Genomic DNA, 26,967 nt, shown 5'->3' with positions numbered 1-26,967 from the left:
CCAGACAGAAGCTGAACAAGATAGCCCGCCTTGTGCCCTAACCCATGCCCCATACTAGGTCACAGGTGTTAACGCGTTACAAGCAGCCAAACTATGCTAAGCCACAAGATCACAACATTGACACTGCCTCTGCCGTCAAAGCTGACGGTGTAGTATGCGGACTAATGGTCAAAGCCATGCGCGCTCATTCCGTCTTCAATCAGCAGGTGGCGAAGCAAGTAGCGAAGGACATGCATTACAGCGCACTTCAACACTAATCTTCAACAGTGCCAATCCAATGCTTTCAAACGCCAGCATTAGCAGCATGACAATCAGATACACAACCACCAATATCCATGTGGTTATACCGCACATCAGCTTTTATGCTCAACGCATTAGGCCATTGTGCAGAGCAGAACCAGTGTTACCTACGATATGCCCTCGTAATAATCAGAACGCCATCGGCATCAGCGCCCAACCAACCCAACACAAGGAAGTAATAAATGAAACCTAGGACCATGACAACTAGAACCGCATCGTTCATCGACACACTGTCAAAAGCCTGCACTAGAGTAATTGAAAGCCACGTCTATGATCACGTGACCGGAGAGTATTACGGCGAGTACATTGTCACACCCTATGTACCTAAACCGATGCAGTACGCAATGGGCACACCTTCAAGAATAGGCAAAGACTGGTTCACTGAAGAGGATGGAACCATAAGCCCATTAGCGCCCATTGAGAGCAGCACGCAACCAAACGTACCAGCCTCTGTGGTTAAGCTACCTAATAGTAAACCAATGACGAAGGCTAACACCAGTTCCACGTGTGGACCAAAGCCACAGGTAATAGCTAACCCGCTAGCCCCTGCACTTTGTATCTTCAAGTTCGAACATAGACCTACCCCATGGCTAGATGAGTTTGTGTTCGGAGCAATCTATACAGGTCCGGGAGTGATCAATGGGAAGCATAGCGTCTCTCTTGCAGATGTTAAGAAGGTATTACGCCTTTCCATGATCTCGACAGCAACGGCAGCATCCTGTTTATTTAATCATGAACGGCAGCCAATGAGCACACGGCAGCTACAACGAGTAATTGAAGCGGCGAGGACGGCCTTACGGGGCATTGCCCTGTACCTTGAACGAAACCCGGAAATCCTCAGATCCATTGACGTACAGGTAGACTTCGATTCTTTATGGCAACCACAACAGGCAAGTGTGGCAAGCGTCGCTAGCAGAGAGCATCCAATGAAGCAGCAGGCGCTGAGCATGATTGAGGCCAAGATTCCGAATAAAACCATCGCTAAAGCGCTTGGCATATCCAAGAACACAGTAAAGCGATGGAAGGAGGAGCTTCCATCAAGCCACAGCGGAGGGGTCAATCAAGGATAGTTAGCGACAGATCCTATAAGGGGTTAAGTTAACTCTTAGCACACACCAATTCAATCTCGACATCTGACAATCTAAATTAGTGGCGTAAACGCCACAGCGGATCGATGGTGCTCAGAGCACAGATGAAACTTTATGCAGTGAAAAGGAGAAGGGGCAAGAAAGCCCCTCATTCTATTGATCTTGCTCTATCTACACTTAGAACCGTAGAAGCTATCACTGCGTGACGGAACGTCACCATTCATTTGCAAGGTTAACATCAAAAGCACTGGGGGCTTGTCTGCCCTGCCCCCTGCTATTAATACGCCGTAAGGCAGAATAACAATTCTATAAGCAGAGGGAGAGAAGGGCTGTACTGCCCTCCCCACTCTAAGCCTTGATCTCAATCATGCCGAGCGGCATAGATGTATTATTGCGTGACGGGACGTCACAATTTAGTGAGAGAGTCAAGCCCACTTAGTGGACTACCGCTCCCCCTGCCCCTACAGGAACCAAGTCGCAGGCGCAGGTAAATCTCCAAACCAAAGTTAGGATGATGCAGCACCAACCTGCTCTTGCCCCCTACTCTTACTAAAGGTAAATCTTCCGTGAAGGCTGTAGCACTCTGTATACAAGCAGTGCTACCAGACAGCTCCGAGGGCCTACCCTCCAAGGTTGCCTTATCTAGTTCACAGTAGATGCTAAGTCAGATACGGAAGCTTTGGAATGCGGCACATCCTAGGCCGCAGGTTGCTTTCCATGGAGTGAACTTAAGGCTTTTGAGCAACCCTTGCTCATGTATATCAGGCCAGCATCACTTATGCACCGGGACCTCGCGGCTTACCAAGGTAGAGCTTACTTGGCAGAGTATTCTGCCCTCAAGGCTGGCCCTTACATTGAAATTCTCTATAAGCCCTGCGCCAGCGAGCCCGAAGATGGCTGCCGTTAACCTTTTTAGCGTGAGCTCACACTGCCGTGCGAATTCCAAGCTGGACAGCTCGATAGAACCGTCAGCTCTTGCCTCTGAAACAAGCATCAGCATTACTGGAATGCAGTTGGGAACTGCGAGGCTAGCTTCGGCAAGCCTGGAGAGCATTTGCTGGTTTAGGTAGACGAACGGTGGTTCACCATCGTCACTGCTTTGGGTTGGTGCATACTGGTCGTTCATGAGGTAAGTTCCTTCGATTAAGCTCAGTTGAGCAAGGTAGGTTTAAGGTTGTTGCAGCCTTACACTTACAGTCTTACTGGCTTCCTTACTTAGGGTCTTACCAACTACGGACTAACCAGACTTTCGATATCGCCAATCTCGCTCCGATGTAGTGCTAGGGAGCTACTGTGCGAACCTCTCTTCTATCATCAGGGCATGCCTGCTGGTCTCATACTGACCCGCTGCTATGTGGTCCTTCGGTGCAGAGATCGACATTCCTGCAAGGAAGGCTGACCACTTCGCGTACAGGTCCTTGCTCAGGTCCAAGATTTTGGCTGAGACCTTAGCTTGCTTGAGGCGAACAATGGCCTCATCCCCCTGCTGATAGGCGTACCGCTGGCAGTCAGCTAGAGCTTGAGCGTTCTCATCAGGTCGCTTGTTCGATCCATACTCGCGAAGCTGCCTGTAGAGGATGTAGCCCATATCTGCCTGCTGGCTGCACTCCCAGGCTCTCGCCTGAAGCACCGCTTCAAAGTTCCAGGCGGGGGACTGGGTGTCTTTGTACTTGACCTCAATCGGCGTGAAAGCCCAACGCTCAGCGGGTGCGGAGTCTGTGTACACGATTGGCTCGTACCGTGATTGGACACATCCTGCCAGGGCACACAGCACCCCTGTGACCACCACACCTTGAAACACGCACTGCATCATCGGCTTCAGTTCTAGAGGCATCACTTGACCCTGATTGAGCTGTAACCCAAGCTCACCATGCAGTTCTGGTAAGCCTTCTGCTGCTTGATCTGGATGTTGGCGCCCTCAGCAAACGTTCCTCGGTACTCCCAGTCGGCAACCTGGATCATCGCAGACTGGTTTTGACATCTCGCTTCATCTTGCATCACCGCCTCATCAGAGGCCCCAGGCTTCACCATCCTGTACTGTGGCTGGGCACACGCAGACATCAGCAGCCCGGCACCGGCAACCATCAAGCCTTGCAACATTCCTTTCACCATCACTGCTCTCATTACGCGATAGCACCATGCTATCGATCAGAGCAGATGATGCCACGATAAGCAGCAAATTCACAATATACTGTGAAGACCTGTGCATTGACGAAATGGACAGTTCACCCCTCAGATAGAGGGGATGTGGTATGGACGCAGGCTTGGCATTCGGTAAAGTTCTTCGCGAGCGTCGAAAGTACGCCAAGCTCTCTCAGGAACAGCTAGCGCTCGAAGCGGGTATCCAGCGAAATTACGTGAGCCTCATTGAGCGAGGCATCAATCAACCCACGATCACAACCATCTTCAAGTTGGCTGCAGCTCTGCAATGTCAACCCTCAGTCCTCATTGCAAACGTCGAAGCGGTTTTACAAACCTAATCATCACTCCGTTCGGCTGCTAACGATTAAGTTGTGTCACGCATCGAGACGGGAGGAGCGAATCCGTCCATTAATGGCATCAAGGTCTTGGCTGACGCCTTGGGTGTCAGCATCTCTGCTCTCTTCGCAGGCATGTGAGCCCCGAAGCCACTGCACGCCAACGCTTCATCTAATCGGTTGCTAATCTGCAACTAACCCAATGCGTGGCCCTCTGACGGCTGGCCTTCCCCCTACTCCCTATGAATGCTGGGATTGATACAAGCGGAGTCAAGCAGAATGCCCCTTTGAGGCATTAACCTTGTAGTTAACATGGAATTAGATACAGCTCACCTTTCCCCAACTCCGGCGAAGCTTCCTAGAAGTGAATTATCCAGGCAGCCAGCACGGCTACTGAGCTGCGGTGGTGATCGGAAAGCAGGGAGGCGAACGTTGTGCGCACTAAAAGGTGTCCGTAGCCATAGTGGTAACGCGCCTTTCGTGTAGTCAGATGGCTATGTTATACGCTCTTCATGCCATAGCGCTGCCGCTTATAGCAACCGGGCACCTTGATCAGGCAGAACAGGTAGTGCAGCTACTCAACAGTCTTCTGGACTCGAGCTACGAGACACCAGCAATCGGGGCTCTCACGGAGGTGTCGGGAAGGGGGTTCCACCGTCTAATGATGATGGTCCTGCTCAACCTCCCCTAATCGATGAATGAACGTTTCAGGCAGGGGATGGCAAGCAGTGCCCTGCATCTCGGCAATCCTGTAGTAGCACCTGAAGCTCATCATCTTTGGTAACGTTGATAGCCCCATCTAACAGAGTTTCCCAGCGTCCATCAAGCTCGTATCCCTGCCAGTAAAGTTTCGCAGCGACCAGGTCACCTGTTTCAGCGAATCGATCGTAAAGGCTCGCATCAGCTTTCAGTGAGTTAATAGAGTGAACGATGTTCACTGAGACGATGTGTCGAGCCGTTCCGAACATCACCCTGAGCATTTCACGGGACGCGTCGCCCTCTTCAGCTACCCATATGCAGCCAAGCCTAGATGGAGCAGCTGGAGCAACTCGCCGCCGCACTTCTTCCATCTGAAGCTCCACATCGTAGATCCTAATGAAGCGATCTCGGTCACCAAATCTCAGCTGCGAGCCGTAACCATCTGTGATGGTCATTCTTCTGCTGAGCATGAAGCCAAGCATGAACACACGTGCACGAGGCGTGAGCGCTGAACGGAATTGCCCTTCGCGAACGGCATCAAGACTCAGATCCTCGACACGCGTGTGTATCGCATGTACGCCCTGGTCGACCAACGCAAGACAGCTCGGTGACATAATGGTTGGCTTGATTGACAGGTTGTGGCAGACCATGGAATCAGTAGGGTCAAACGCATGAATGAGCATTGGGTACTTGCCTAGTCTAGGTCATCAGCCTGCGACTCTACATCAATCACAACGTGACGCACGATGCATTCAGGCCAGACCCTGGGCACAATCCCATCCCAGGTCGAATCAGGAAGGCATAGGAAGCACCGCCCGCCGTCATTCTCCTTATACGTACCGAGGTAGCCCGCACCATCATAGCGTAGGCAATACGGATCTGCGTGAGCCTTCAAATAGACCCTCAGGCCAAGCCGTTCACTTCCCGTTGATCCAATGCGCTCGTCTCATGTTCTAACAACTTCTCAAGACCGTCAGGATCTTGGGTGTCAATCCCCAACGTTTCGCAAAGGTCTTCCCAATCACTCATCGTCTGTCCCTTTCCATACCTCAGCAAACGCCTATCCCAACAAGACGGATGCCTCTGCTTCTACGAGCAGCCTTCCATCGCCCAGCTCTCGCCTAAGGCTCCCGATCTCGCTTTTCCAAACCCTGTGTTCAGTTGGTTCTACCTCAGTGGCCACAAATGCATGAATACAGTCACGTCGAGAATTCGTATTCATTAGAGTTGACTTGAGCAATGAATACACCCACACTCTCAGCATCTAGAGCTTAATGAATACAAAGGCAGGATATGGCACGGGTTGGGTACATTCGCGTTAGTTCGGTAGATCAGAACGTAGATCGTCAACTTGATGGCGTTGCACTGGATAAGGTCTTTACTGAGAAGCTTAGCGGCGCGAACACTGACCGACCTCAGCTTCAGGCAATGCTGGAGTATGTCCGGGAAGGTGATGTAATCCTGGTCCACAGTATCGACCGTTTGGCACGCTCCTTAGCGGATCTGCTGAAGCTAGTCGAAGACCTGACCAAGCGCGGCGTGCACGTCTGCTTCGACAAAGAGAAGCTTGAGTTCACTGGTGAAGATAATCCGACCCAGCACCTGATGCTGTCGATGATGGGTGCTGTGGCTCAATTTGAGCGAGCGATGATCAAGGAACGCCAGCGTGAGGGCATAGCTAAGGCCAAGCTTAAAGGAGTCTATAAGGGCCGAACGAAGATCGTTGATGACGCAGCCATACGGGCTGCTATCGCTGGTGACGGGGTTACTAAAGGACTGTCATTCCGTCAGGCTGCGGAGAGGCTTCACGTAAGCCTGAGCACTGTACAACGTGCAATGAGGGCAAGTGCCAAGCCACACTTACCAAGCCAATTCAATAATTAGGAGATGTCGTTAATGGGTGATGACAAGGCCGCTGTTGCCGCTGATGCCCTGGAGCTACTGCTGATGAACCAAGCAGCATTACGGGCAGCCATCGATGAAGTGAGTACATGGATACGCCAGCGTGGTTCGACCAACATCCATGACAACGCGATGATCGCCCTCCAGACTCTTGACGTCAACGCTAGCGCGATAGCCTCAGCAATAGAGCTGCTACGCTCAGATTTAATTTGAGAGAGCACCGTACAAGTCCTGCCGCACTCGGCCGGCTCTAAGAGGTGATTGATATTTTGGAAATCTCGGCGGTGCTGTCGAGTCGCGAGAGCTATGGTGCTAGGCACCGCTTCTCACTTCAGTCATGATCCGATATTTGATCCAAGACTTTAGATTAGTGTCTTCAATGGGCCTTATACCCTATTGATAAAATTCTAGGCTCAGCATATCAGCTATATGCGGTGCATCTCATTGAGAATTCGGCTGAACTTAGTGTACTGGCCATCGACCAATTCTCTACTTGCTATAATGTATCTCAGAGACGCTTCAACTACCATGATGTTGTAAGTAGCAGCAAGAGTGGAGATGAAATCATCATCAAGAGCAGACTGATTATACGCAAACAACATGAGCTTGTCAGGGGCAATGGCAATTCTAAGGAAGTATAGCGGCTCATCAACTGCTGACGCATTGTTTATTACTAACGCATGATCCCCTAGAACGAAATGCTCGCCAGGGATATTGTTCTGCACAATTAGCCACTGCATGTTATATATATCACAAGCAAGGTCAGAGTTCAGGACCCTGTCAACCATGAAATTCAGCACTGTATTATTGACCACCGCATCAATATCAAATCCAAACCTGTCAACGAGTGCTTCAGCGCCAGGATAAAGCCCATTTAGCTCTTTTATCACCTCTTGCACACTAGCCTGCTCTTTATACATCTGCAGACGCTGCGGAGACCGCTCTATTATTGAAGCAATGAACACCGACCACATATAGCGATCTTCTAGTGTAATACTATCCAATCCACGATCTAGGATCGCTTTATGAATAATAGCGGCCTGATCATCAAGCCTACCCATAATTTCCGTCTCGATTTCATCAGACGCAGGCTTGGAGAGCTTGTGTTCTGGGCGTATCGTGTACAAATTCTCAACATATGCAACTGATTTAGGAGCCCCCTTCCGTAGGGATATCCCCCCGCCATCACTTCTCTTGTAAACCCATAACCTGCCTGAATCATCCTGCCACTTTCTCAAGAGAAATTTAGGAATGAAGTGGTGCTTCGAGGCGAATTGGGGGCTTGACATAGATGAGACCTTAACGCAAACCTTCAAATAACTTCCTAGCCGTAGAAGGAACACGGTCTATTTGACCAGACTCAAGAACTCTTACAATAGAGTGATCCTCATCACCCTCCACAGTGCCATAGAATAAGTAATAGTTATCTCTCTCGAAAGTCTTCCACCCACGAGCCTCAAAGATATCTAGCTCGCAGTGTCCACTTAACTCATGCTCAGGGGATTTAAAGTTAAAGAACACTCGACCGTAATTGCCCTTTACAATACTCGTAGGCCGACCAAAGAACAAGAATCCCTTACCGATATAAGGCTTTATGTTTTGCTGAGCTTTCTCAATAGACACAATCAAATCCCGCAGAAGGATTGCATCCTCGCCGTCGAATTGCACGGCTATATTCAAGCTAACTTTTGCAAGCTGCACTAGCCTACCAACGGTGCTGAACTTTCCTGGATTCAGGAGATTGCCTTCCGCGTCGAAGATATTCTTAAAACCATTCCTACCTGTTATCGATGAGCCGTTCTGAACCTCTTTCCTCCGGGGCTTGCTTTTGTCGCCATCGAAGTCATCATCAGACTCATCATCACTTTCTAGATTCTTCCAGCCAGCAAAAGTCACGAGACTGATTGCCCGCTTTTCCCTTGTACCGGGATCGCCCCCAGCTCCTGCTCCCCCCTTCTTCCTATGCGGACATTCAACCTCATCGAACCCTGGAAGGTGAAAGTAGAATGCATCCACCCCATCCCGTCTCTTAGGGGTTTTGAGAGGCCGCCTGCTGCACCTCACACCACAGTCTGGGCAGTAAACCCGACCGTGATGGTCGGCATCCACGTACAGCTCTGGGGGAAGCTTTAGGGCTTCAGCGAGATCCTGTATTGCCACAGATTCCGGCTGCGGCTCGAGCGGGTGGAAAGCAACATAGGGGATAGAAATCTGTGACATACATTCCTTTGCAAACAGGGGGGTTAGACTAGGCAAGCTGAGCATCAGCTGAACGCAGAATATCCAATCGCAGGAAGCAAATGCTCCGACAGCGCTTAAGCAAACACAGTCAGCTGGGCAGAGGGGTCTGCCACAGAGGCGAAGCAGCTAGTAGTTTATTGCCACATAAATTTTGTGTGGTCAAACTCAAAGCGCAATCGAGGTCAACACAGGGCTTGGGCAGAGGGCAGTCTGAAGCTAGAATACTCAGCACAGTGCACCACCTAGGTGTACTACAACACTGGTCCACTTCGAACTTTTGAGAGAGAAAAGCCCTTTAGAATTAAGGACTTGCAGAATGGAGGCGGCCCCACCAGCCACACCCCGGCACACAATGTTCCCGCTGTGGCTGCTTCCTTCCGGATCTGACCAGGTTCACGGGTAATCGTTGCGGGGGGACCGGTAGGGCCACCACTAACGCGATCCGTCAGGTGACGGACCGCGCCATTGTACCGTCACCGAGGGAAGTTACAACCTCTGGTTGAAGAAAAAATCATCATTTCTCAATGACTTGTCTTCACAGCGGGTCAAACGCCCATTCCGTGCCCGGCCAGGAAGCCGATGAATTGATCTTCGTCGAGCACCTTGAGCCCGAGTTCATTGGCCTTGGTCAACTTCGAGCCGGCGCCGGGGCCGGCGACGACACAGTGGGTCTTGCTGGACACCGACCCGGCGACCTTGGCCCCCAGCCCTTCCAGATGCTCCTTGGCGATGTCACGACTCATGCGTTCCAGGCTGCCGGTGAGCACCCAGGTCTGCCCGGCCAAGGGCAGGCCTTCGGCGGTTTTCTTCTCACTGCTCCAGTGCATGCCGAAATCGAGCAATTGCGCTTCGATGGCGTAGGCCAGCTGCTGGTTTTCCTCGGATTGGAAAAATGTTCTTACGGCGTCGGCCGGCTTGGCCGATAACGCCTGGCGCAGGTCGATGCCGTCGGCCGCGATGATCGCCTCCAGGCTACCGAGCTTGGCCACCAGTTTATCCGCGCCGGTGGGGCCGACCGAAGGGATGTCGAGTTTGCCGATCAGGCCGGCCAGGGTAGTGCTGGCGGCGAACTCGGCGGCCAGCTCACCCTCTTCCTGCAGGTGCATGCCGCTGTCGAGCAACTGCGCAATGACTTCGCGGTTGTGCTCGGCCTCGAAGAAGTTGTGGATCTCATGGGCCACTTCCAGGCCGATGTCCGGCAGGTACGTGAGCACCTGTGGCAAGGCGGCCTGAACCCTGGCCAGGCTGCCCAGCGAGCGGGCCAGGACCTTCGCGGTTTCTTCGCCCACATCGGGAATGCCCAGGGCGTAGATAAAGCGCGCCAGGGTCGGGCGTTGGCTGGCCTTGATCGCATCCAGCAGCTTGTTGCTGGAGACGTCGGCGAAACCTTCGAGGCCGACGATCTGCTCGTAGGTCAGCGTGTAGAGATCGGCCGGCGAGCGGATCAGGCCTTCGTCGACCAGTTGTTCGACGCTCTTCTCGCCAATGCCGTCGATGTCCATGGCCCGGCGCGACACGTAGTGGATGATCGCCTGCTTCAATTGCGCCGCGCAGCTCAGCCTGCCCACGCAGCGGTACACCGCGCCCTCGCTGACCGTCGCCTTGCCCTTGCTGCGCTTGACCAGTTGCGTGCGTTCCACAGGCGAGCCACACACCGGGCATTGGCTGGGGATCAGCACAGCGCGGGCGTCGGTGGGACGGCGATCGAGCACCACTTGCATGACCTGGGGAATCACATCGCCGGCACGGCGGATGATCACCGTGTCGCCCACATGCACATCGAGGCGGGCGATTTCATCCATGTTGTGCAGGGTGGCGTTGGACACCGTCACACCGGCCACTTTTACCGGACGCAAGCGTGCCACTGGCGTAACGGCGCCGGTACGGCCCACCTGGAACTCGACGTCGAGCACTTCGGTGAGCTCTTCCATGGCCGGAAACTTGTGGGCAATGGCCCAGCGCGGCTCACGGGCGCGAAAGCCCAGCTCGCGCTGAGAGGCCAGGCTATTGACCTTGAACACCACGCCGTCGATTTCGTACGGCAACGCATTACGCCGCTCACCGATGTCGTGGTAGTAGGCCAGGCACTCCTCTATACCCGCGGCGTGGCGAAGCTCGCGGCTGATTGGCAGGCCCCAGGCCTTGAGCTGCTCAAGGGTATCGATATGGCTGCTGGCGACAGGCGCGGAGGTCTGGCCGACGCCGTAGCAGCAGAATTCCAGAGGTCGGTTGGCCGTGATCTTCGAGTCCAGCTGCCGCAGGCTGCCGGCAGCGGCGTTGCGCGGGTTGGCAAAGGTCTTGCCACCCGCCTCGGCCTGCGCCGCGTTGAGCCGCTCGAACCCGGCCTTGCTCATGAACACTTCGCCGCGCACTTCCAGCTCATCGGGCCAGCCGCTGCCCTGCAGCTTGAGCGGCACATTGCGAATGGTGCGCACGTTGGTACTGATGTCTTCGCCCGTGGTGCCGTCGCCGCGTGTGGCGCCTTGTACCAGTTGGCCATCGCGGTACAGCAGGCTGACCGCCAGGCCGTCGAGTTTCGGCTCGCAGCTGTAGTCCACCGCCGCGCCGTCATCGAGCAGATCGGCGCTGGGCAGGTCGAGCCCTTCGGTCACACGGCGGCCGAACTCGCGCAGGTCGGCTTCTTCGAAAGCGTTGCCCAGGCTCAGCATTGGCACGGCATGGCGCACCTGATCGAACGCGGCCAAGGCCGTACCGCCGACGCGCTGGGTCGGCGAGTCAGGCGTGACCAGGTGCGGGTTCTCGGCCTCCAGAGCCTTGAGCGCGTTGAACAGGCGGTCGTACTCAGCATCGGGCACGCTGGGCTCATCGAGCACGTAATAGCGGTAGTTGTGCTGGTCGAGTTCGGCGCGCAGTTGGTGAATGCGGTTTTCGGCGGTCATGGCGTGTGTTCTCTTCAACGCAAAAGAGCAGCCGGCGGGGCTGCTCTTTCGTTTCATTCATCGCGAGCAGGGTCAGGTCGCGACCCGCTCGGTGGGTGGCTTCAGCGTTTCTGGGTCAGGGCGCGGCGCTCGTATTCGACGATGCGCTGGCGGTAGTGCTCGATGGTTTGTGCGGTCAACACACTGCGCTGGTCGTCCTTGAGCTCGCCGTCCAGTTCGTGGGCGAGCTTGCGCGCGGCGGCCACCATCACATCGAAGGCCTGTTTGGGATGACGCGGGCCCGGCAAACCGAGGAAGAAGCTCACGGCGCGGGTGCTGAAATGGTCGATGTCGTCCAGATCGAAAATGCCAGGCTTGACCGCATTGGCCATCGAGAACAGCACCTCGCCGTGGCCGGCCATGCTTTCGTGGCGGTGGAAGATGTCCATGTCGCCGAAACGCAGGCCGCTTTCCAGGATGTTCTGCAGCAGCGCCGGGCCTTTGAAACCGCCAGGGTCGCGAGAAATGACGCTGATCACCAACACCTCATCCGCCGGCTGCACCTCTTTGACGACAGTGCCAGAAGCGGCAAAACCGGTGCTGCGGCTGTGGTCTTCGCTGTAATCATCATCGCTGGCACCGAACACTTCAGGCTCGCGCTGCTCGCGATGTTCGCGTGGCTCTGCAACCAGTGGCGTTTCGCTCGGCTGCGGCTCGACGCGCTTGGCGCGTTTGGCCGACTTGGCCGGTTGCACATCGCGGTCCCGGCCCGATGCGCTCATCGAGGGCAGATCGTCTTCGTCAAGCTCAGGTTCTTTGTGTGTGTCGATCACACGTGACGGGCCGAGCACCTCGGCGCCGCCCTCTTCGTCCTGGGCGGCGGAATAGCTGCGGTCCAGACGGAATTTCAGACGGCCCTTGCCGCCGCGCATGCGCCGCCAGCCGTCGAAGAGAATGCCGGCAATGACAATGATGCCGATAAGGATCAGCCACTCGCGCAGACCGATTTCCATGTAATCCCGTGCCTCTGTAAAAAAATTATTCTGAAAAACAAAGGGTTCAAAGCCCTTTAACACACAGCGCCAAGCCCATGTTCTGCCAAGGCTTTTGCGCGGGTGCAAACGAGTGACCTAAAGCTAGCACGCCGTCACATAACTTTACACCGTCTGTCGCGATTGTCAGGAAATATGCCTACGACTCGTGACCGACTCTTCCTGCACTATTTACCGACCATTACGCATCAACCATGGCCATGGCCGCCTCGACATCCACCGCGACGAGCCTGGAGCAACCGGGCTCATGCATGGTGACCCCCATCAACTGATCGGCCATTTCCATGGCGATCTTGTTGTGGGTGATGTAGATGAACTGCACCGTCTCGCTCATCTCCTTGACCAACCTGGCGTAGCGCCCGACGTTGGCGTCGTCCAGCGGTGCGTCGACTTCGTCGAGCATGCAGAACGGCGCCGGATTGAGCTTGAAGATGGCAAACACCAAGGCCAGTGCCGTCAACGCTTTCTCGCCACCGGACAGCAGATGGATCGTGCTGTTTTTCTTGCCCGGCGGGCGCGCCATGATCGTCACCCCTGTATCGAGTAGATCTTCGCCCGTCAGTTCCAGATAAGCGCTGCCACCACCGAAAACTTTTGGAAAAAGTGCCTGCAAACCGGCATTTATCTGATCAAAGGTATCTTTGAAGCGATTGCGGGTTTCCTTGTCGATCTTGCGGATCACGTTTTCCAGCGTGTCCAGCGCCTCGACCAGATCGGCGTTCTGCGCATCTAGGTAGCGCTTGCGCTCGGACTGTTGCTCGTATTCCTCGATGGCGGCCAGGTTGATCGCGCCCAGGCGCTGAATGCGCGCCTCGACCTGCTCGAGGGCGTGCTCGGTGCCCTGCTCGGTGGCGTCTTGCTCGAGCGTGGCGAGCACGCCTTGGAGGTCATAGCCATCCGCCAGCAACTGCTCTTGCAGGGTCTTGCGGCGCACGTCCAGGCCCTGGCTTTCAAGGCGCATCTGCTCGAGTTGGCCACGCAGCAACTGCGCCTGCTGCTCGGCCTGGGTGCGGCGTTTCTCCACCTCTCGCAGTTCGCGGTCGGCGTCTTCCATGTGCAGGCGCGCCTGGCGCATTTCTTCGTCGACGCTCATGCGTTGCTCAAGCAAGCCTTCGAGGGTCATCGACAGCTCTTCGATCGGTGCCGCGCCCTCCTCCAAGTTCAGGCTGAGCTGTTCCTGACGCTCGATCAGTCGTTCCGATTGCTGCTCAAGGCGCTCGAGGGCCTGGCGGGTGGAGTCGTGCTGGGCGCGCAGCGAGCCCAGGCGCACCGCCAGTTGATGGGCATGATCCTTGTGTTGCCGCGCGTCCTGGCGCACCCGGTCGAGCGCTTCGCGCAAGGTGTCGCGGCGGGCCAGCAGCTGTTCGCGCTGGCCGGTATCGTCGGCCATGAGGTCGAGGGCTTCTTGCAGCAGCAGGCGCGACTCGCCCAACGCTTCCATTTCCAGCGCGCGTTGCTCGCCGATTTCCGCCAACTCTTCGACCAACCGTTGACGGCGCAGCGCCAGTTGCTCGGCGCGGGCACGCCCGGCAGACAGACGCGCCTTCAGCTCGCCGAGCTGACGGCTTTCCTCCTGGCTGCGCCGGCGCAGTTGATCGCGCTGGGTTTCGGCGTCACGTTGCTGCTCGTGCAGCGCGGCCAGTTGCTGTTCGGCCTGTTCGAGCAACGCCTGCTGCTCGCGCTGGGCATCACCCAGCTGTTCGATTTCCTGCGCGCGGGCCAGCACGCCACCTTGCGCATCGCTGCCCCGGCTCACGCGCAGGTAATGCCGGCCCACCCAATAACCATCGCGACTGATCAGGCTGTGGCCATCGGCCAGTTCGCTGCGCAGGGCCAAGGCCTGCTCAAGGGTCTCGACCGGGGTGACGCGGCCAAGCCAGGGCGCCAGGTCGGCGCGGCCTTCGACCTTGTCCAGCAGGCTGCCGGCAATGGCGGTCGAACCGCTGGCCCTGAGCAACAGGCGCAGGTCGCCGTGTTCGAGGGTGTCCAGCGCAAGGCCGGCGAAATCCTCGACCAGCACGGCCTGCAAGTCGGCGCCCAACACGGTTTCCACCGCCAGCTCCCAGCCTGGCGCCACGCGCAGGCCGTCGGCCAGGCGCGGCTGCTGTTCCAGGCCCTGGCTGCGTAGCCACTCAGCGGTGCCGGCACCCGGTTCGAGCGCCGCTTGCTGCAAGGCTTCGAGCGAGGCCAGTCGGCCGCCCAAGCGTTGCAGGTCTGCCTGCCGGGCCTGTTGCGCCTGGGTGGTCTGCTGCAGCTGGCTGCGCACCACCTCCAGACCCTCGACCGCCTGCTCTTCGCTGAGCTGCATCTCTTCGATGAGCATTTCGCTGCTGGCGACCTGTTCGGCGACTTCCACCATGGCCGCATCTTGCGGGTCGGCGCCCAGTTGATCACGTTCCTCGCTCAGCTTGCGCTGGCGCTCCAGCAGGCGTTCCAGGCCGGTTTCAAGCTGCTGCAAGCGCGACTGCTGCACCTCGGCCTGCCGCCGCGGTTCGGCTGAACGGGTGTTGAAACTGTCCCACTGTTCCTGCCAGCCCTGCATGCTCAGCTCGGCTTCTTCGAGCGTGGCGGCAGCTTCTTCGGCCGCCGACAGGGTCAGTTCCTGCTCGGGTTCGAGCATCGCCAGCTCTTCAGCCAAGGTGGCGAGCAAGGTGCGGTCATGGCCCAGATGGGATTCGGTTTCCTGACGGCTGCGCTCGGCTTCCTGCAGGTCGGCCTGCAACTGGCGCAAGCGCTGTTGGCCGTGCTGGATGCTCTGCTCGACCCGGGCAATGTCGCCGGCCACCGAATAGAAGCGGGCCTGCACCTGGTTGAAGCGCTCGGACAGCTCGTGGTGGCCGTCGCGCAGGCGCTCGATGCCGGCATCGGCATTGCGCTGCTCGGCCACCAGAGCTTCGAGGGCGACTTCCTGATCAGCGATCACCCCGCCGCGCTGACCGACACGCAGATCGAGGTCGCGCCAACGCAGCGCCGTCAAGCTGGCCTTGAGTTGACGCTCCTGCGCTTTATGCTCGCGGTATTTTTCGGCGGCCTGGGCCTGACGGTGCAGGCGTTCGAGCTGGCGTTCCAGCTCGTCGCGCAGGTCGGTCAGGCGCGCCAGGTTTTCCTGGGTGCGGCGGATGCGGTTCTCGGTTTCGCGTCGACGCTCCTTGTACTTGGAGATGCCGGCGGCTTCTTCGATGAAGTTGCGCAGCTCTTCGGGCTTGGCTTCGATCAGCTTGGAGATCATGCCCTGCTCGATGATCGAATAGCTGCGCGGCCCCAGACCCGTGCCGAGGAAAATGTCGGTGATGTCGCGGCGCCGGCATTTGGTGCCGTTCAGATAATAGGTGTTCTGCGCATCACGCGTGACTTTGCGGCGGATTGAGATCTCCGCGTAGGCGGCGTACTCGCCCACCAGGGTGCTGTCGCTGTTGTCGAAGACCAGTTCGATGCTGGCCTGGCTGACCGGCTTGCGGCTGGTGGAGCCATTGAAGATGACATCGGTCATCGACTCGCCGCGCAGGTTCTTCGCCGAGCTTTCGCCCATCACCCAACGCACCGCATCGATGATGTTGGACTTGCCGCAGCCGTTGGGGCCCACCACTGCCGCCATGTTGCTCGGGAAGTTGACGGTGGTGGGGTCGACGAAGGATTTGAAACCGGCCAGGCGAATGCACTTCAGACGCATCGATCAACCCTTCGCCAAGGCGGCCAGCACCAGTTCGCAGCTGCGCTGGCAATAGGCCTGGAGCACCTCGCGAATGCGCGGCAGGTCACGGCCGAGCACGGCGTCGAGCAGGCGCGCGAACAGCTCGAGGTAATCGATCATGTTGGCTTTGCGCTGATCCAGCGCCAGGTAATAGGCGCGGCTCATGGCGGGCTGAAGGTTCTCGACGGTTTCTTGCAGGTAGGGGTTGTCGGCAAAGGGATAGGCCGCGCGCATGACCGCGAAGCTGTCGGCAACGAAGCCCCGGATGTCCTGCCGGTCGTGGGCTTGCTGCAGACGCTGCTGAATGTGCAGGAACGGCTGCAACTGAGCCTCGCTCTGCCACTTCAGCGCCACTTGGTTGCCGAGCAGGATGTACAGCTCGCCCATCAAGGCGCACAGGCTGCGCACGCTGCGCTCGTCCAGACGGGTCACGTGGGCGCCGCGGCGCGCCAGGATGGCCACCAGATGACGACGTTCAAGGATGAGCAAGGCCTCGCGGACCGAGCCACGACTGACGTTCAAAGCCTGGGTGACCTTCTGTTCCTGGATACGCTCGCCCGGGGCGAGCTCGCCGAGGATGATCCGCTCGGCCAGGTGATGGGCGATCTGCTCGGAGAGACTGTCCGGCGCCTTGAACGTCATGGGTTTCCTTGGGAAGCGTTACGCTGTGCAAAAAGCGCGATTGTAGCGTAATTGCCTCGGCGTGGCGCAGTGCCACGCTGGAGTTTGCAGCACGCTGGGTGCGGCCGCTGGGGCGAGCGTGATCTAGGCTCTATGCGTATCGAGTCGAGTTCCTGGACGACCGCACGGCGACTTTCCTGACTTTAAGGTCAGAATATTATTGACCCCACGGTCAGCCCTGCTTAGAGTCCGCTCAACAACAATAAAACCTGTACGAGGTCATCCCCGTGATCCAGTTTCTCGTCAACCAGACGCTGCGCAGCGAGCACAGCCTGGACCCCAACGTGACGGTGCTGCAGTACCTGCGCGAGCACTTGGGCAAACCCGGTACCAAGGAAGGCTGCGCCAGCGGCGACTGCGGCGCGTGCACCGTGGTGGTGGGCGAGCTGATCGATGCTGGCGACGGCCCTGCCCTGCGCTACCGCAGCCTGAACAGCTGCCTGACCTTCGTGGCGGCCCTGCACGGCAAGCAACTGATCAGCGTCGAAGACCTCAAGCACGGCGGGCAACTGCACAGCGTGCAGCAGGCCATGGCTGACTGCCATGGCTCGCAATGCGGCTTCTGCACACCGGGTTTCGTCATGTCGCTGTTTGCCCTGCAGAAGAACAGCCACGGCCCCGACCTGCACCAGACCCACGAAGCCCTGGCCGGCAACCTGTGCCGCTGCACCGGCTACCGCCCCATCATCGAAGCCGCCCAGCACAGTTGTACAGCGCCCTGCCAGGACCAGTTCGATGCCCGGCAGGCGCAGACCATCGCCCAGCTCCAGGCCATCGCCCCACAGCACACGGCAGAGCTCAACAGCGGCGACAAACGCTGCCTGGTGCCGCTCACCGTCGCCGACCTCGCCGATCTATACGGCGCCCACCCCGAAGCGCGCCTGCTGGCGGGCGGTACGGACCTGGCCTTGGAAGTCACCCAACAGCACAAAACCCTGCCAGTGATGATCTACGTCGGCGCCGTGGCCGCGCTCAAGCATATCGAACAGACCGACAGCCACCTGGAAATCGGCGCCGCTACCCCCCTCACCGACTGCTACACCGCACTCAATGCCCAATACCCGGACTTCGGCGCCCTGTTGCAGCGCTTTGCCTCCTTGCAGATCCGTAACCAGGGCACGCTGGGCGGCAACATCGGCAATGCCTCGCCCATCGGCGACGCCCCGCCGTTGTTGATTGCGTTAGGCGCCGAGCTGGTGCTGCACCAGGGCGGGCAACGACGCACCCTGGCCCTGGAAGACTATTTCATCGACTACCGCGTCACCGCGCGCCAGGACGGCGAATTCATCGAGAAGGTCCGCGTGCCCCTGGCGCAAAGCGCCTGGACGTTCCGCGCCTACAAGGTCTCGAAACGTCTGGACGATGATATCTCCGCCGTGTGCGCCGCCTTCAACGTGCGCATCGAAGACGGCACCGTGCGTGAGGCACGTGCCGCGTTCGGCGGCATGGCGGCCATTCCCAAACGCGCCCGTGCCTGTGAAGACGCCCTCTGCGGCCAGCCTTGGACCCAGGCGACGGTCGAGCGCGCTTGCCAGGCCCTGACCCAGGATTTCACCCCGCTCTCGGACTTTCGCGCCAGCCAGCAGTACCGCCTGCTGACCGCACAGAACCTGCTGCGCAAATACTTCATCGAGCTGCAATCGCCACACATCGCAACCCGGGTGACCGCTTATGTCTGACCATCACGCCGTCAAAAGCCAGGCCGAAATGGCCGAGCTGTTCCGCCAGGGCCTCAGCACCGGAGTCGGGCGCAGCGTCAAGCACGACAGCGCCGACAAGCATGTCAGCGGCGAGGCGGTGTACATCGACGATCGCCTGGAATTTCCCAACCAGCTGCACGTCTATGCGCGCACCTCCGACCGCGCCCATGCGCGCATCCTGCACATCGACACCACCCCGTGCTACGCCATCGACGGCGTACGCATCGTCATCACTCACCACGACATCCCCGGCCTCAAGGACATCGGCCCAGTGGTGGCCGGCGACCCGCTGCTGGCCATCGATCGGGTGGAATACGTGGGCCAGCCAGTGCTGGCCGTGGCCGCCTGCGACCTCGACACGGCGCGGCGCGCGGCCATGGCAGCGATCATCGAATACGAAGACCTGGAGCCGGTCCTGGATGTGGTCGAGGCCCTGCGCAAGCAGCACTTCGTGCTCGACAGCCACCGCCACCAGCGCGGCGACGCTGCCGCAGCCTTGGCCAGCGCCCAGCACCGCCTGCAAGGCACCTTGCACATCGGCGGTCAGGAGCATTTCTACCTGGAAACCCAGGTGTCTTCGGTGATGCCCAGCGAAGACGGCGGGATGATCGTCTACTGCTCCACGCAGAACCCCACCGAAGTGCAGAAGCTGGTCGCTGAAGTGCTGGGCGTGCCGATGAACCGCATCGTGCTCGACATGCGCCGCATGGGCGGCGGTTTCGGCGGCAAGGAAACTCAGGCCGCAAGCCCGGCCTGCCTGTGCGCCGTGATCGCCCACCTCACCGGGCAGCCGACCAAGATGCGCCTGCCACGGGTCGAGGACATGACCATGACCGGCAAGCGCCACCCGTTCTATGTCGAGTACGACGTCGGCTTCGACGACACCGGGCGCTTGCACGGGGTGGCGCTGGAACTGGCCGGCAACTGCGGTTACTCACCGGATCTGTCCGGTTCGATCGTCGACCGCGCCATGTTCCACGCCGATAACGCCTACTACCTGGGCGATGCCACCATCACCGGCCACCGCTGCAAGACCCACACCGCCTCCAACACGGCCTACCGCGGCTTTGGCGGCCCGCAGGGCATGGTCGCCATCGAGCAGGTGATGGACCACATCGCCCGGCACCTGCACCTCGACCCGCTGGCCGTGCGCAAGGCCAACTACTACGGCAAGACCGAGCGCAACGTCACCCACTACTACCAGACCGTCGAGCACAACATGCTCGACGAAATGACCGCCGACCTCGAAGCCAGCAGCGACTACGCCGAACGCCGCGAAGCGATTCGCCGCTTCAACGCCGCCAGCCCGATCCTGAAGAAGGGCCTGGCGCTGACGCCGGTGAAGTTCGGCATCTCCTTTACCGCCACCTTCCTCAACCAGGCCGGTGCGCTGATCCACATTTATACCGACGGCAGCATTCATCTGAACCACGGTGGCACGGAGATGGGCCAGGGCCTGAACACCAAGGTCGCGCAAGTGGTGGCCGAGGTGTTCCAGGTTGATTTCAACCGCATCCAGATCACCGCCACCAACACCGACAAGGTGCCCAACACGTCACCGACAGCGGCCTCAAGTGGCGCCGACCTGAACGGCAAGGCGGCGCAGAACGCGGCGCAGATGCTCAAGCAGCGGTTGGTGGAATTTGCCGCGCGGCATTTTCAGGTGAGCGAAGAGGACGTGCAGTTTCGCAACGGCCATGTGCGCATGCGCGAGCAACTGGTCAGCTTCGAGCAACTGGTGCAGCTCGCGTACCTGGCTCAGGTGTCGCTGTCGAGCACAGGCTTCTACCGCACGCCGAAGATCTTCTACGACCGCAGCCAGGCGCGTGGTCGACCGTTCTACTATTACGCTTTCGGTGCCGCTTGCGTGGAGGTGGTGCTGGACACCCTGACCGGCGAATACAAGATGCTGCGCGCCGACATCCTGCACGATGTGGGCGCTTCGCTGAATCCGGCCATCGACATCGGTCAGGTCGAGGGCGGCTTTGTGCAGGGCATGGGCTGGTTGACCACCGAGGAGCTGGTGTGGAACGCCAAGGGCAAGCTGGTCACCAACGGCCCGGCCAGCTACAAGATCCCGACCATTGCCGACATGCCGCTGGATCTGCGAGTGAAACTGGTGGAGAACCGCAAGAACCCGGAAGACACGGTGTTCCACTCCAAAGCCGTGGGCGAGCCGCCGTTCATGCTCGGCATTGCCGCGTGGTGCGCGATCAAGGACGCCGTGGCGAGCCTGGCCGATTACCGCGTGCAGCCGGAGATCGACGCACCGGCAACGCCCGAGCGGGTGTTGTGGGGGTGTGAGCAGATGCGCAAGGCGAGGCGGTAGGCAATCCGGTTTCGCAGGTATCACGCGAACGTGACCCTGCCGAGCCCGCCTGGCTCCGCCCGGCAATGTTGCACACGAACGTCGATCCACCGCTTTTTCACCGAAGGTCACGACCATGCACGAATGGATCAATGCCCTAGCCGACCACCACGCCCGCAGCGAGCCCTGCGTGCTGGTGACGATCATCGAGGAACGCGGCTCGACCCCGCGCAATGCCGGCTCGAAGATGGTAGTCAGCGCCCGCGCCCTGCACGACACCATCGGCGGCGGCCACCTGGAATTCCAAGCGCTGCACATCGCCCGGCAGATGCTCAGCGAGCAACGCAGCACGCCGCACCTGGAGCGCTTCAGCCTGGGCGCCAGCCTCGGCCAGTGCTGCGGCGGCGTCACCGTACTGCTGTTCGAGCCCATGCTGGCCGTGCAAGCCGAGATTGCCGTGTTCGGCGCAGGCCATGTCGGCCGGGCTCTGGTACCCTTGCTCGCCGCGCTGCCGTGTCGGGTGCGCTGGATCGATTCACGCGAGCAGGAATTCCCTGCGCAACTGCCCCCTGGCGTAGTGCGTATCGTCAGCGAGGAACCGGTCGACGAGATCGCCGGGCTACCGGCCGGCTGCTATTGCATCGTCATGACCCACAATCACGCCCTGGACCTGGAGCTGACGGCCGCCCTGCTCGCGCGCAATGACTTCACCTGGTTCGGCCTGATCGGCTCCAAGACCAAGCGGGTCAAGTTCGAGCACCGCCTGCGTCAACGCGGTTTCGCCGACTCGCAGCTGGCGCGCCTGCGCTGCCCGATGGGCCTGGCCGAGGTCAAAGGCAAGCTGCCGATCGAAATCGCCGTGTCCATCGCCGCGGAAATCATTGCCACCTACAACGCCTGCTTCGGTCAGCACGACGCTGCCCTCAATGCCGGCCCCATTGCCCAGTTGCTGCCGCCCTCACGGCGCAGCCACGCCCTGTAAAGAGACGCCCATGACCGCTACCCGCAAAGCCTACCGCGCCGCCCTTCTGCACAGCATCGCCGACCCGGCCGAGGTTGGTATCGAGGCCTCTTACGAGTATTTCGAAGACGGCCTGCTGGTGATCGACGAGGGCCGTATCGTCGCCATGGGCGCGGCCAGCGAGCTGCTGCCGACCCTCGACGCCGCTATCGACGTGGTGCATCACCAGCACGCGTTGATCACGCCGGGTTTCATCGACACCCATATCCATTTCCCACAAACCGGCATGATCGGTTCCTACGGCGAGCAACTGCTCGATTGGCTCAACACCTATACCTTCCCCTGCGAACGGCAATTCGCTGACAAGGCCCATGCCGATGAAGTGGCGAAGATCTTCCTCGCCGAGCTGCTGCGCAACGGCACCACCACTGCGCTGGTGTTCGGCAGCGTTCATCCAGAATCGGTCAATGCCTTGTTCGAAGCGGCCGAGCGCCTGGACCTGCGGCTGATTGGCGGCAAGGTGATGATGGACCGCAACGCGCCCGACTACCTGACCGACACCGCCGAATCCGGCTACCGCGACAGCCAGGCGCTGATCCAGCGCTGGCACGGCAAGGGCCGCTTGCAGTACGCCGTCACCCCGCGTTTCGCACCCACCAGCACCCCGCAACAGCTGGCCGCGGCCGGGCGACTGCTCAAGGAAAACCCGGGCGTGTACCTGCACACGCACCTGTCGGAAAACCTCCAGGAAATCGAATGGGTCAAGGCGCTGTTCCCCGAGCGCAGCGGCTACCTGGATGTCTACGACCATTTCGAGCTGCTCGGCGAGCGCTCGGTCTTCGCCCACGGCGTGCACCTGTGCGATGCGGAGTGCGAGCGCCTGGCCGAAACCGGCTCGGCGGTGGCGTTCTGCCCGACCTCGAACCTGTTCCTCGGCAGTGGGCTGTTCAACCTGCCGCAGGCTGAGCGCTTCAAGGTGAATGTGGGGCTTGGCACGGATGTCGGCGCGGGCACCAGCTTTTCGCTGCTCAACACGCTGAACGAGGCGTACAAGGTGATGCAGCTGCAGGGCGCGCAACTGCATCCCTTCAAGTCGCTGTACCTGGCCACCCTGGGCGGTGCACGCGCACTGCGCCTGGACGACCGGATCGGCAGCCTGCGCCCCGGCAACGAAGCCGACTTCGTGGTGCTCGACTACAAGGCCACGCCGTTGCTGGATTATCGGCTGCAGCAATCGACCAGCATCGAGGAAACGCTGTTCGTGCTGACCACGCTGGGGGATGACCGGATGATTCGCGAAACGTATGCGGCGGGGCGCTGCGTGCATCAGCGCTGAAGGTCATGGATTGCGGTGTGTATCAGCGCTCGAGGTCATGGATTGCGGTGTGTATCAGCGCTCGAGGTCATAGGTTGCGGTGTGCATCAGCCCCGAGGCCAGGTCTGCATCGACACTCGGCACGGGGGTGGCGCCTCGTTCCATCCGTATCACGCAGCGCGTCAGCCGGGCTCTGCCGGCCATCGCAGCGCTCCAGAGCGCCGGACCGACCGTGCCAACATGGACCGCGTTTCTTTCCAAGACGAGGCGCAGCTAGACGATCGCATGACCCTGCCCACCGCAGCCCGTGCAGGAGCGGCTATTTGCCGCGATGGGCGGCAAAGCCGCCCAAGGCTGCGCGCGCCATACCGCTATACCGCGCGAAACCTTAGCCCTTCCCGCCCACTTTTTTCTTCTGCAGCAGGTGCGAAAACACCGCGTGCAGATCATCGGATGCGCTCTCTTCATCGAGGTTGAGCTTGCTGTCGATGTGATCCATGTGATGCATCATCAACGACACCGCCTGCCCCGCATCACGCGCTTCGATGGCGTCGATCAGCTGCATGTGTTCGTCGTAGGAACAGTGCGAGCGATTGCCGCTTTCGTACTGGGCGATGATCAGTGAAGTTTGCGAAACAAGGCTGCGCTGGAAGCTCACCAGCGGCGCATTGCCGGCGGCCTCTGCCAGCTTGAGGTGGAATTCGCCCGACAGGCGAATACCGGCGCCGCGGTCGCCGCGAGAAAAGCTGTCGCGCTCTTCACGCACCATGTGGCGCAACTCGTTGAGCTGCTCGGCGGTGGCGTGCTGCACGGCCAGTTCGGTGATTGCGCGCTCGACCATGCGCCGCGAGAAGAACACCTGGCGGGCTTCCTCGACCGTGGGGCTGGCGACCACGGCGCCGCGATTGGGCCGCAGGAGCACCACACTTTCATGGGCCAGGCGCGACAGTGCGCGACGGATGATGGTGCGGCTGACCCCGAAGATCTCGCCCAATGCTTCTTCGCTGAGCTTGGTGCCGGGTGCCAGGCGCTGTTCGAGGATGGCCTCGAAGATGTGTGCGTAGACGATGTCGTCCTGGGTACCGCTGCGCCCGGCCTTGGTGGCGCGCACAGGTTTCTTCAGAGGTTGCAGCTGTTCGTTCATGGGCGCTCGAGCACGTGGGCCTGGCCAGGGGGCCTTGACGGTGAGTGCGCGTCAGAGGGCTGGCGAGACCGGATGGAAATAATGGGCCAAGGTACCGGCGCATTGTACACAGCCTGAGGCGCTTCTGCAGGTCGAGCATAGGCCATATAGCGGTTGTTCGGACATTTCTGCGCACAAAAAATAAAACATTATTTGCATTATTTGTACACAAACGCATAATCCAGCGAGCGACTTCCTGACCCATTAGTCAACAAAACCATCAGCAAGTCGTCATCCCTCACGGGGCCACCACGTGCAAAGCGCAGGATGAAAAGGCCCCGAACAACAAGAACGATTCGAGGAGTACTCGCTGTGGAAAGCCGCAAATCCGATGCGCCCGCCGTAGACCTCACCCCACCCGCAAACAGCGGCCTGCTCGAGCGCCTGTTCCGGCTTCGGGTACACGGCACCACGGTCCGAACCGAGCTGATCGCCGGGATGACCACCTTCATCACCATGGCGTACATCATCTTCGTCAACCCCAACATCATGGCCGACGCCGGCATCGACCACGGCGCAGCGTTCGTCGCCACCTGCATTGCCGCCGCACTTGGCTGCCTGCTGATGGGCCTCTATGCCAACTGGCCGGTGGGCCTGGCCCCGGGCATGGGGCTCAATGCGTTCTTCACCTACACCGTGGTCGGCACCATGGGCTACAGCTGGGAAACGGCGCTGGGCGCGGTGTTCGTGTCGGGCGTGCTGTTCATGATCCTCACCCTGTCGCGGGTCCGCGAATGGCTGCTCAACAGCATTCCGGTCAGCCTGCGCCACGCCATGGGCGCAGGCGTCGGCCTGTTCCTCGGGGTGATCGGGCTGAAAACCGCCGGTATCGTGGTCGCCAGTCCGGCCACGCTGATCAAGCTCGGTTCGCTGCATGAACCCGCACCGCTGCTGGCAGCGCTGTGCTTTCTGATGATCGCGGTGCTGAGCTACCACCGGGTGTTCGGCGCGATTCTCATCAGCATCATTACAGTCACCCTGCTCGGCTGGGGTCTGGGCCTGGTGCAGTACGGCGGGGTGTTCTCGCTGCCGCCAAGCCTGGCGCCGACCTGGATGGCCATGGACCTGGCCGGGGTGTTCAACGTCAGCATGATCAGCGTGGTGCTGGCATTTCTTTTCGTGCACATGTTCGACACCGCCGGCACCCTGATGGGCGTTGCCCAACGGGCCAACCTGGTGCGGGCCGATGGGCGCATCGAGAACCTGTCACGCGCACTGAAGGCCGACAGCGCCTCCAGCGTGTTCGGTGCGGTGGTCGGCGTGCCACCGGTGACCAGCTATGTGGAAAGCGCGGCAGGCGTTGCCGCCGGGGGGCGCACCGGGCTCACCGCCGTGGTGGTCGGGTTGCTGTTCGTGGCGGCGATGTTCTTCGCCCCGCTGGCCGGGATGATTCCGGCATACGCCACCGCCGGTGCGCTGATCTATGTGGCGATGCTGATGATGGGCAGCATGGCCCACATCAACTGGGACGATGCCACCGACTGCATCCCGGCCATCGTCACACTGATCATGATGCCGCTGACCTTCTCGGTGGCCGACGGTATCGCGCTGGGCTTCATCAGCTACGTAGTGCTCAAGGCCGGCACCGGTAAACACCGCGAGATCTCCGCCAGCCTGTGGGTGCTGTGCGTGATCTTCATCGCCAAGTTCGCGTTCCTTTGAACGAGCGCTAGGCCAGCACCTCGACCGGCATGCCCGGCTCCAGCACACCCTCGCCATCGACGGCGAGGTTCTGCCCAAACAGCACATTGCCCTCGTGTTCGCGAAAGGTTCTGAGGGTGGCCAGTGGCTCCTTGTCGGGGCTGCGCTGGCCAGTGACCGGGTCGAGGGTGGTGAGGATGCAGCGCACGCTGGGCTTGAGCACACGGAACGTGGTCTGGCCGATGCGCACCTGCTGCCAGGCGTCTTCGGCAAACGGCTCGCTGCCCTCGACCACCAGATTCGGGCGAAAGCGCAGCATCTCCATGGGCCGACCGATGCGTCGGTTCAGCTCATCGAGCGACGCTTGGCCGATCAACAGCACGGGGAAGCCATCGGGAAAGGCCGCGCGATCGCTGGCCAAGCCATACCCGCTGGGCAAAAAACGTGCGCGCTGCTCCGGGCAGTAGACCAGCCGTAAGGCCTTGCCCAGCAAGGTACTGAGCCAGGCAGCCGCGGCATCGCCGGCATCGGGCACTTGCAACAGGTCACGCCAGAGGGTCACCCCGCGCAAGGGGGCCTGGGCATCCGGGACCGGCACCTGCAGCGTGCCCAGACCCGGCGCCTGCAGCCACAGGCTGCCGTCAGGCTGGTGCAGGGCGCCGATCTGGGTCATCTGCGGCCAGGCGCGCTGGGTGAGGAACTGCCCGTTGTCTTCGCGCACCACCATCCAGCGCCGGTTACCGGCCAGCCCCAGCGGCCCGACGGCTGAGGCCTGCAGGCATTGTGCCTGGGCCGACTTCAACGGATACCGGTAGATCGCACTCAGAAACATGCTTGCCCGCCTCGCTT

General features: G+C 59.6%; 23 protein-coding genes and 1 other RNA gene. 10 read left to right on the top strand and 14 right to left on the bottom strand.

Features of this window, described 5'->3' with window-relative positions; translation table 11 throughout:
* The first annotated feature begins 482 nt into the window (after nt 1-482).
* Entirely contained in the window at nt 483-1,370 is an 888-nt protein-coding gene (locus tag SJI00_RS05950) for a helix-turn-helix domain-containing protein (protein ID WP_322460806.1), read from the top strand.
* 790 nt (nt 1,371-2,160) lie between these two features.
* Here the strand turns inward: SJI00_RS05950 and SJI00_RS05945 are convergent.
* The 3 genes from SJI00_RS05945 to SJI00_RS05935 form a co-directional block, all read right to left on the bottom strand.
* Nucleotides 2,161-2,514 carry a hypothetical protein gene (locus tag SJI00_RS05945; RefSeq protein ID WP_322460805.1) on the bottom strand — a complete coding sequence of 118 codons (354 nt, stop codon included), beginning with the start codon at nt 2,512-2,514 and terminating at the stop codon, nt 2,161-2,163.
* A gap of 162 nt (nt 2,515-2,676) precedes the next feature.
* Nucleotides 2,677-3,222 carry a hypothetical protein gene (locus SJI00_RS05940; protein ID WP_322460804.1) on the bottom strand — a complete coding sequence of 182 codons (546 nt, stop codon included), beginning with the start codon at nt 3,220-3,222 and terminating at the stop codon, nt 2,677-2,679.
* Nucleotides 3,222-3,512, bottom strand: coding sequence for a hypothetical protein (locus SJI00_RS05935; protein WP_322460803.1), 291 nt, complete (start codon nt 3,510-3,512; stop codon nt 3,222-3,224). Before SJI00_RS05935 ends, SJI00_RS05940 begins: the two co-directional genes overlap by 1 nt.
* 128 nt (nt 3,513-3,640) lie before the next feature.
* Here SJI00_RS05935 and SJI00_RS05930 point away from each other — a divergent pair, with 128 nt between their 5' ends.
* The gene (locus SJI00_RS05930; protein WP_322460802.1) at nt 3,641-3,868 is read left to right on the top strand and encodes a helix-turn-helix domain-containing protein; all 228 of its coding nucleotides are present in this window, start codon (nt 3,641-3,643) and stop codon (nt 3,866-3,868) included.
* A gap of 33 nt (nt 3,869-3,901) precedes the next feature.
* Nucleotides 3,902-4,006, top strand: a complete 105-nt coding sequence (locus tag SJI00_RS05925; RefSeq protein ID WP_322460801.1) for a helix-turn-helix domain-containing protein — start codon at nt 3,902-3,904, stop codon at nt 4,004-4,006.
* A 566-nt stretch (nt 4,007-4,572) separates the two neighbouring features.
* Here SJI00_RS05925 and SJI00_RS05920 read toward each other — a convergent pair.
* Nucleotides 4,573-5,247 (bottom strand): DUF2441 domain-containing protein, encoded by a 675-nt coding sequence (locus SJI00_RS05920; protein WP_322460800.1) that lies wholly within the window; start codon nt 5,245-5,247, stop codon nt 4,573-4,575.
* Nucleotides 5,248-5,857: 610 nt separating this feature from the next.
* Between SJI00_RS05920 and SJI00_RS05915 the strand changes: the two genes are divergently transcribed.
* Together SJI00_RS05915 and SJI00_RS05910 are read left to right on the top strand one after the other, a co-directional pair.
* Nucleotides 5,858-6,448, top strand: coding sequence for a recombinase family protein (locus SJI00_RS05915; RefSeq protein WP_322460799.1), 591 nt, complete (start codon nt 5,858-5,860; stop codon nt 6,446-6,448).
* A 12-nt stretch (nt 6,449-6,460) separates the two neighbouring features.
* Nucleotides 6,461-6,679, top strand: coding sequence for a hypothetical protein (locus SJI00_RS05910; RefSeq protein WP_322460798.1), 219 nt, complete (start codon nt 6,461-6,463; stop codon nt 6,677-6,679).
* A 212-nt stretch (nt 6,680-6,891) separates the two neighbouring features.
* On the opposite strand, the gene SJI00_RS05905 is transcribed toward SJI00_RS05910, so the two are convergent.
* The 7 genes from SJI00_RS05905 to SJI00_RS05875 form a co-directional block, all read right to left on the bottom strand.
* The gene (locus SJI00_RS05905) at nt 6,892-7,755 is read right to left on the bottom strand and encodes a DUF4238 domain-containing protein (RefSeq protein WP_322460797.1); all 864 of its coding nucleotides are present in this window, start codon (nt 7,753-7,755) and stop codon (nt 6,892-6,894) included.
* Nucleotides 7,756-7,765: 10 nt separating this feature from the next.
* Entirely contained in the window at nt 7,766-8,686 is a 921-nt protein-coding gene (locus SJI00_RS05900) for a hypothetical protein (protein WP_322460796.1), read from the bottom strand.
* 347 nt (nt 8,687-9,033) lie between these two features.
* Nucleotides 9,034-9,130: signal recognition particle sRNA small type (gene ffs, locus SJI00_RS05895), an RNA gene on the bottom strand.
* Between the two features lie 122 nt (nt 9,131-9,252).
* Entirely contained in the window at nt 9,253-11,607 is a 2,355-nt protein-coding gene (gene ligA, locus SJI00_RS05890) for an NAD-dependent DNA ligase LigA (protein WP_322460795.1), read from the bottom strand.
* 101 nt (nt 11,608-11,708) lie between these two features.
* Nucleotides 11,709-12,599, bottom strand: coding sequence for a cell division protein ZipA (gene zipA / locus SJI00_RS05885; RefSeq protein WP_322460794.1), 891 nt, complete (start codon nt 12,597-12,599; stop codon nt 11,709-11,711).
* A 220-nt stretch (nt 12,600-12,819) separates the two neighbouring features.
* Nucleotides 12,820-16,308 carry a chromosome segregation protein SMC gene (smc, locus tag SJI00_RS05880; RefSeq protein WP_322460793.1) on the bottom strand — a complete coding sequence of 1,163 codons (3,489 nt, stop codon included), beginning with the start codon at nt 16,306-16,308 and terminating at the stop codon, nt 12,820-12,822.
* 3 nt (nt 16,309-16,311) lie between these two features.
* A complete protein-coding gene (locus SJI00_RS05875) occupies nt 16,312-16,971 on the bottom strand; it encodes a GntR family transcriptional regulator (RefSeq protein ID WP_322460792.1) in 660 nt (219 codons plus the stop codon).
* Nucleotides 16,972-17,237: 266 nt separating this feature from the next.
* Here SJI00_RS05875 and xdhA point away from each other — a divergent pair, with 266 nt between their 5' ends.
* From xdhA to guaD, 4 genes are all read left to right on the top strand, one after another.
* Nucleotides 17,238-18,689 carry a xanthine dehydrogenase small subunit gene (gene xdhA / locus SJI00_RS05870; protein WP_322460791.1) on the top strand — a complete coding sequence of 484 codons (1,452 nt, stop codon included), beginning with the start codon at nt 17,238-17,240 and terminating at the stop codon, nt 18,687-18,689.
* Nucleotides 18,682-21,039, top strand: a complete 2,358-nt coding sequence (gene xdhB / locus SJI00_RS05865; protein ID WP_322460790.1) for a xanthine dehydrogenase molybdopterin binding subunit — start codon at nt 18,682-18,684, stop codon at nt 21,037-21,039. The genes xdhA and xdhB overlap by 8 nt, the downstream gene beginning before the upstream one ends.
* A 115-nt stretch (nt 21,040-21,154) precedes the next feature.
* Entirely contained in the window at nt 21,155-22,000 is an 846-nt protein-coding gene (xdhC, locus tag SJI00_RS05860; RefSeq protein ID WP_322460789.1) for a xanthine dehydrogenase accessory protein XdhC, read from the top strand.
* A gap of 10 nt (nt 22,001-22,010) precedes the next feature.
* Complete coding sequence (gene guaD / locus SJI00_RS05855; protein WP_322460788.1) at nt 22,011-23,315, top strand: guanine deaminase; 1,305 nt, start codon at nt 22,011-22,013, stop codon at nt 23,313-23,315.
* 54 nt (nt 23,316-23,369) lie between these two features.
* Here the strand turns inward: guaD and SJI00_RS05850 are convergent, their stop codons facing one another.
* Together SJI00_RS05850 and SJI00_RS05845 are read right to left on the bottom strand one after the other, a co-directional pair.
* The gene (locus SJI00_RS05850) at nt 23,370-23,498 is read right to left on the bottom strand and encodes a hypothetical protein (RefSeq protein WP_322460787.1); all 129 of its coding nucleotides are present in this window, start codon (nt 23,496-23,498) and stop codon (nt 23,370-23,372) included.
* Between the two features lie 184 nt (nt 23,499-23,682).
* Complete coding sequence (locus tag SJI00_RS05845) at nt 23,683-24,438, bottom strand: GntR family transcriptional regulator (RefSeq protein ID WP_322460786.1); 756 nt, start codon at nt 24,436-24,438, stop codon at nt 23,683-23,685.
* A 351-nt stretch (nt 24,439-24,789) separates the two neighbouring features.
* Between SJI00_RS05845 and SJI00_RS05840 the strand changes: the two genes are divergently transcribed.
* The gene (locus SJI00_RS05840) at nt 24,790-26,139 is read left to right on the top strand and encodes an NCS2 family permease (protein WP_322460785.1); all 1,350 of its coding nucleotides are present in this window, start codon (nt 24,790-24,792) and stop codon (nt 26,137-26,139) included.
* A 7-nt stretch (nt 26,140-26,146) separates the two neighbouring features.
* On the opposite strand, the gene SJI00_RS05835 is transcribed toward SJI00_RS05840, so the two are convergent.
* Nucleotides 26,147-26,950 carry an MOSC domain-containing protein gene (locus SJI00_RS05835; protein ID WP_322460784.1) on the bottom strand — a complete coding sequence of 268 codons (804 nt, stop codon included), beginning with the start codon at nt 26,948-26,950 and terminating at the stop codon, nt 26,147-26,149.
* Nucleotides 26,951-26,967 lie beyond the last annotated feature (17 nt).

It is taken from the genome of Pseudomonas gebzensis (assembly GCF_034427815.1).
Classification (GTDB): Bacteria; Pseudomonadota; Gammaproteobacteria; order Pseudomonadales; family Pseudomonadaceae; genus Aquipseudomonas.
The sequence above is the reverse complement of the archived record's forward strand: the minus strand, read 5'-3'. Positions and strand labels throughout refer to the sequence as shown.